The sequence below is a fragment of the Limosilactobacillus panis DSM 6035 genome (assembly GCF_001435935.1).
Lineage (GTDB): Bacteria > Bacillota > Bacilli > Lactobacillales > Lactobacillaceae > Limosilactobacillus > Limosilactobacillus panis.
In genome coordinates this window covers 1-5595 of the sequence record NZ_AZGM01000012.1, presented here as the reverse complement: position 1 = coordinate 5595, position 5595 = coordinate 1, and the positions used below count along the sequence as shown (strand labels likewise).

General features: G+C 45.7%; 4 protein-coding genes and 1 pseudogene. 4 read left to right on the top strand and 1 reads right to left on the bottom strand.

The window, feature by feature from the left end:
• The first annotated feature begins 149 nt into the window (after positions 1 to 149).
• From FD32_RS00455 to FD32_RS00440, 4 genes are all read left to right on the top strand, one after another.
• Complete coding sequence (locus FD32_RS00455) at positions 150 to 791, top strand: KxYKxGKxW signal peptide domain-containing protein (RefSeq protein WP_082611614.1); 642 nt, start codon at positions 150 to 152, stop codon at positions 789 to 791.
• Positions 749 to 1963 (top strand): collagen-binding domain-containing protein, encoded by a 1215-nt coding sequence (locus FD32_RS00450; protein ID WP_053003046.1) that lies wholly within the window; start codon positions 749 to 751, stop codon positions 1961 to 1963. Before FD32_RS00455 ends, FD32_RS00450 begins: the two co-directional genes overlap by 43 nt.
• 158 nt (positions 1964 to 2121) lie before the next feature.
• Positions 2122 to 2493: a cupredoxin domain-containing protein gene (locus tag FD32_RS00445; protein WP_047768542.1), complete on the top strand. Its 372-nt coding sequence runs from the start codon at positions 2122 to 2124 to the stop codon at positions 2491 to 2493.
• Positions 2493 to 4406 carry a copper-translocating P-type ATPase gene (locus FD32_RS00440; RefSeq protein ID WP_047768540.1) on the top strand — a complete coding sequence of 638 codons (1914 nt, stop codon included), beginning with the start codon at positions 2493 to 2495 and terminating at the stop codon, positions 4404 to 4406. Before FD32_RS00445 ends, FD32_RS00440 begins: the two co-directional genes overlap by 1 nt.
• 143 nt (positions 4407 to 4549) lie before the next feature.
• Here FD32_RS00440 and FD32_RS09995 read toward each other — a convergent pair.
• Positions 4550 to 5504 (bottom strand): annotated as a pseudogene (locus FD32_RS09995) (transposase); the annotation flags it as partial.
• Positions 5505 to 5595: the final 91 nt, after the last annotated feature.

Here is a 5595-nt window from a genome sequence, read left to right as displayed (position 1 = left end):
AAAGCCGAAGCTGACGCAGCTCCGGCTAGTTTTCGTGCTTTCAAGTTTCAGTTAAAACATTTAAATCTGGTTCAGTCCCCATCCCTATAGTAAATTGGTTAATGCTAAATTTTATTAATTAGGAGTAAGTTATTGTGAATAAATAATCGCTGGACCATTACAAGTTGTATAAAGCTGGTAAATTATGGATAACAGCACTGATATCAGTAATCGTTTTTGGAAATACTGTTTTGAGCCAGAAGGCAAGCGCCGATGATGGCACCACCACGAGAGCTGTTAAGGCAAGCAACGACAACCAAGTACTGACGAATAATAGCGTTGTACTGAAGAGTTCAATAGCCACGAACAATGGTACGCAGGAAGCTACGACAGAAATCGCAAATAAAGTGGCCACGCCACCGGCACAAACCGCAGCAGCTAAGGATGGCAATCTTGTTTATGAGGGCCAGCTACTGAGTAAGGCTGCTGGTTTCCACATCTTTGCAGGAAAGACTTCCTCCAAGGTGGATACTAACGGGAATATTGCCACGGGGGAACTGTTAAATGGGCAGGAATTTGGAACCCGCGGTCAGTCCTTTAACCACATCGCTAAGGATACTTATTACATCAGCAAGGTCAGCGGTATTGGCCCCAATGCCTTTCGGACCGGCAACAATGATGTTGTCTTGGGGGATGATACCAATGTCACGTTTAACGGGGACCAGGTTTTTATTAATGGTATCCGAATGGACCACCTAAGAAGAACGATGTGCGGATCATCAAGAACCACATTGATATCGATGGCGAGTTGACCAAGTTAGCCGGTCGCGCTGATTACCTAACAGGGAAGGACCAATCAGACGTTGTCGTACTTAACTTTAGTGACATGAACAACCGGACAATCGACATCAGCAACGTTAAAGAAAAAGTTGTCATTATTGAACTTTCTAGCGATTTCCTGGAACAACCGCAAGATATTACTATCAAGGGACTAGATAGTGACACAAAAGATGGGCAGGTTGTCATCATTAATGTTCAATCATCCAAGGATGCCCTTAATCTGGCAACCAAGACAAGGCTAATCTATGATGATAATACGCAATTGTCGCCTAATGAAAGCCACGCAAAGCCAAACCATATTCTATGGAACTTTGGAAATAAGGTTAAGACCGTTAATATTTCTAGTGGATACTTTATGGGAAGTGTGCTCGCTCCGAACGCAGAAGTAAACGTTGACGTAAATGTCGACGGGAACCTGGTGGCTCAAACAGTTAATATCCGCGGCGGCGAATCGCACCGCTGGGACTTATGGGAACCCGTAACGCCGATATTCCCCCGCCCAGTTATTCCACATTGGCATGGGGAAGAAGAATTCGTAGAACCGTCGAAGGATCACGGGAAGCCAGATGGTGGCAAGAATACGCCTGGTAAGCCAAGTGATGGTAAGCAACCGGTAAAGGCTGATATCGACAAAAGTCAATATAGCCAGCCCGGTAAGTCGGACCAGCCGAGTCAACCAACAAGTCCAGTTAAGTCTCAGGACAGCAAGCCTGGCAAGTCAAGCAATGTGACAAAGCCGACAACCCCCGTTCAGCCGACGTCACCAAGCGAGCCAGTGGAACCTGGTAAGTCAACTAACGTAACGAAGCCAACGAGTTCGGTTCGACCAACATCGCCAAGTAAGCCCACGGAGCCTGGCAAATCAAGCAATGTGATGAAGCCGACAACCCCCGTTCAACCAACTTTACCAAGTAAGCCCACGGAACCGGGCAAGTCAAGCAATGTGACGAAGCCAACGAGTCCGGTCCAGCCAACGAATCCTGGCAAGCCAGCTCAACCGGTAAAAGCGATAGAGCATTCTCAATCCAGTGCCGAATTCGCGCAACTACCACAAACTGGTAATATGGATAATAAACTCGGAATTATTGGCCTTATGGTTGCTAGCGTTGTGATGGCAATCAACCTTCTCAAGAAAGAATTCTAAATCCCCTCTTAACTGTTGGAAAAAAAACTAATTTCCCGAATAATATGTCAAAAAGGTTCGACCACGGAATTATTTCCCATGGTCGGACCTTTTATGTTGACGTTTGTAAACATTATTGCTATGATTACAATTGTAAATACAATAATGAGGTGATAAAAATGGTTAAGGTATTCGCACTGATAATTGGTATTATCTTGATTGCGCTGATTGCTTGGTGGTTCTTTGGTAAGCATGAACAGGCAGCCCAGAGCGCTCAGGTAAAGGATAATGGTCAAAAGGCCACGGTGGTAGTTAATGGTGGTTACTCACCATCAACGGTTGTCTTAAAGAAGGGGGTTCCTGGCCAGGTTGATTTTGACATGCGCGACCACACAGCCTGCTTATCCCATGTCGTTTTTGATTCTTTAGGGGTAAATAAGGACCTTACTAAGCAAAAGATTACCACGGTAAAGATTCCAACTGATAAGGCTGGTGAATTTAACTTTGCTTGTGGGATGGATATGTTCCACGGAAAGGTGGTTGTTAAGTAATGCGTCTCTCGAGTACGCAGCGTTTCTGGACATCATTGGTTCTGGCAATTCCCCTGCTTATTCAAATGGTGGGGATGCTTTTTCACTGGATGATGCCGGGGTATAACTGGGTGGCACTGGTAACGACAACCCTGATTATGCTGGTTGGGGCACTGCCGTACTGGAAGAGTGCCTGGGCAGCTTTCCTACACCATAATGCCAATATGAACACGTTGGTGGCTGTCGGAACGACAATCGCTTATTTCTATAGCCTCTTTGCGATGGTAACGGGGCGGCCAGTTTACTTTGAGAGTGCCGCCTTTATTACCGTTTTCGTCTTACTCGGCGATATGATGGAGGAACGGATGCACGATAACGCCTCCAACGCACTGAAGAAGCTTCTTGGTCTACAGGTCAAGGATGCGCTGGTTAAGCGGGATGGCCAATTTACCTGTATCCCCCTGGCGGATGTGAAGGTTGGTGACCTTATCCAGGTTAAACCCGGCGAGAAGTTCCCAGTTGATGGGGAAATCGCGAGCGGTACGACAACGGTCGACGAGTCGATGATTACTGGCGAGAGTATCCCGGTCGCCAAAAAGGTGGGTGACCACGTTGTTGGTGCCACAATCAATGGCCGGGGGACCGTCACTTTTAAAGCAACTAAGATTGGCAAGGATACGATGCTGGCACAGATCGTGGAGATGGTGAAGAAGGCCCAGACGAGTCATGCACCGATCCAACACCTGACCGATAAGATTTCCGGAATATTTGTCCCAGCTGTCCTCATCATTGCCATCGCCACCTTCATTATTTGGTACGTCCTTTTAGGGGCTAGCGGTGTACAGGCAATGCTATTTGCGGTGTCGGTCGTTGTAATTGCCTGCCCCTGTGCTCTTGGCTTGGCAACACCCACTGCACTGATGGTGGGAACCGGCCGGGCAGCCAAAATGGGTGTCCTGATTAAAAATGGTGAGGCATTAGAAACGGTAAACGATATTAAGACGATTATTTTTGATAAAACGGGGACCGTTACTGAAGGGAAACCACGGGTTACTGATATTGTTGGACCTAAGCGGCAGGTACTGGAAGTTGCGGCAAGCCTGGAAGCAGCGTCTGAACACCCCTTGGCTTCGGCGGTTATGCAGCGCGCAAGTGACGAAGGCATCCAGCCTCAAGCGGTCACCAATTTTCAAGCTATTGAAGGTAAGGGGGTTGCCGCTGAGTTGGCTGGACAACCGGCCTTTGTCGGTAGTAATAAGTTATCGGTAGATTACCAAGTTAGTTCCGAACTAAAGCAGCGCTTAAGTAAATTGCAAGCTGAAGCCAAAACGGTTATTCAAGTTGGCTTGAACCAGCAAGTGATTGGCCTACTGGCAATTCAAGATGTTCCTAAAACCAATGCTAAGCAGGCAATTGCTAATTTGAAGGCCCAGGGCTTGAGGACAGTGATGCTCACTGGTGACAACGAGCGAGTTGCGCAATCAATCGCTCAAGACGTCGGAATTGATGACGTAATTGCCAACGTTTTGCCAAACGAAAAGGCTCATTACGTTGAAAAATTTCAAAAAGCGGGCAAGGTTGCCTTTGTTGGGGACGGTATTAACGATGCCCCCGCGTTAACAACTGCTGATGTTGGGATTGCAATGGGTTCGGGAACGGACATTGCAATTGATTCCGGTAGTATTGTCCTGGTCCAAAACGACTTGCGTGGGGTCGTTCGTGCCCTGGAGATGAGCAGGAAGACATTTAACCGGATTAAGTTGAATCTCTTCTGGGCCCTTATCTACAACGTAATTGGAATCCCAATTGCCGCTGGTGTCTTCGTTAGCTTAGGTTGGATCCTGAGTCCCGAGATTGCGGCCCTTGCAATGGCCTTCAGTTCGGTCTCCGTTGTTAGTTCCTCATTACTATTAAATAAGGCTAGGATTGAATAGCAAAAGTGACGGGGCTGTGACAAAAAGCCTCTAAATCAGAAGCTCCATTCGGAATTTGAAGTGCCTCATAATTGTTAGACAGAAATTCTGAATGGAGCTTTTTGATTATCTGAATATTTTGAGAAAATGAGCGACCTTCCGGCCATTTTCTTCATGTTTAATGCCATTAAGGCAATTCCAATTTGCCTTTTAGCTTTCTTAAGGCCACGTACTGTGAACCTTTTAAAACCCAAATAAGCTTTCAAATTACCAATAACTGTCTCTACGTCATACTTACGACGGGAGTACGTATTGGAATTTGAAAGCGACTCGCGTGCTTTCGACTTAAAATATTCCCACTGTGGGTTCACCATAAGGTACTTAGTGTTCCCATGTGGTGTTAATGCCTGAGAAATAATTTGATGATTCTCATCATACTTCTCTGCTTGATATACTTTGAAATCACGACGGAATTTGTATTTATCATTTCGGTATGCGTATCGTTTAAAGTTGAATCGGACGCCCTGTGGGTTTACATAAAAATCATCAGCCTCATGATATTCCCAGTTCATTACTTTTCGATCACCAGAACGCCACTTACGGCTATTCCTCTTTAATCATGGTGCTGTAAGGAATTAAAGCTGTACAATCAGATAGCTCATCTTCGATATACTTATAATTGCGTTCTGATCCGTAACCAGCATCAGCAACAATTTCTCACCCCAAAACTTCGTTCTGGGCGAGCTGATTCAAGAACGGAATTAAGGTTCTGGTGTCGGTTGGGTTCTGCATGAGACTATAGCCCAGCACGTACTGTGAGTTAGTCATAATTTGAAGACTATACGCTGGCTTTGTTTGACCATTACGCATCGGATCTTCCTTTAAGCGCATAAAAGTAGCGTCATGATCGGTTTTGGAATAGCTATTACGCTGACCGGCAATTTCTGCTTGAACCTGATACTCAAGGTTCTTTTGGCGGCAATGTTCTAAAGTATGAAGGTATTCCTTAGCATGACGTCGTTCCTGCTTGGCTGGATTTGGCGAAACCCTTGCGGTTTCGCTCACCCGTTAATTTAATTCTTCAATCCGTTGTTCAAGCAAGGCAACAACCGTATCAAGTTGGTCAATGTTAAAGTTATTTTCATCAACATCAATTGGCAGATTGCAAGAAATAACTTGAACGAATTTAGTGACGTAGATTAAGCAGGAA

Bases quoted from the DNA above. Each gene is read 5' to 3' on its own strand.
- FD32_RS00440 (WP_047768540.1), top strand. From the start codon at position 2,493: ATGCGTCTCTCGAGTACGCAGCGTTTCTGGACATCATTGGTTCTGGCA.
- FD32_RS00445 (WP_047768542.1), top strand. From the start codon at position 2,122: ATGGTTAAGGTATTCGCACTGATAATTGGTATTATCTTGATTGCGCTG.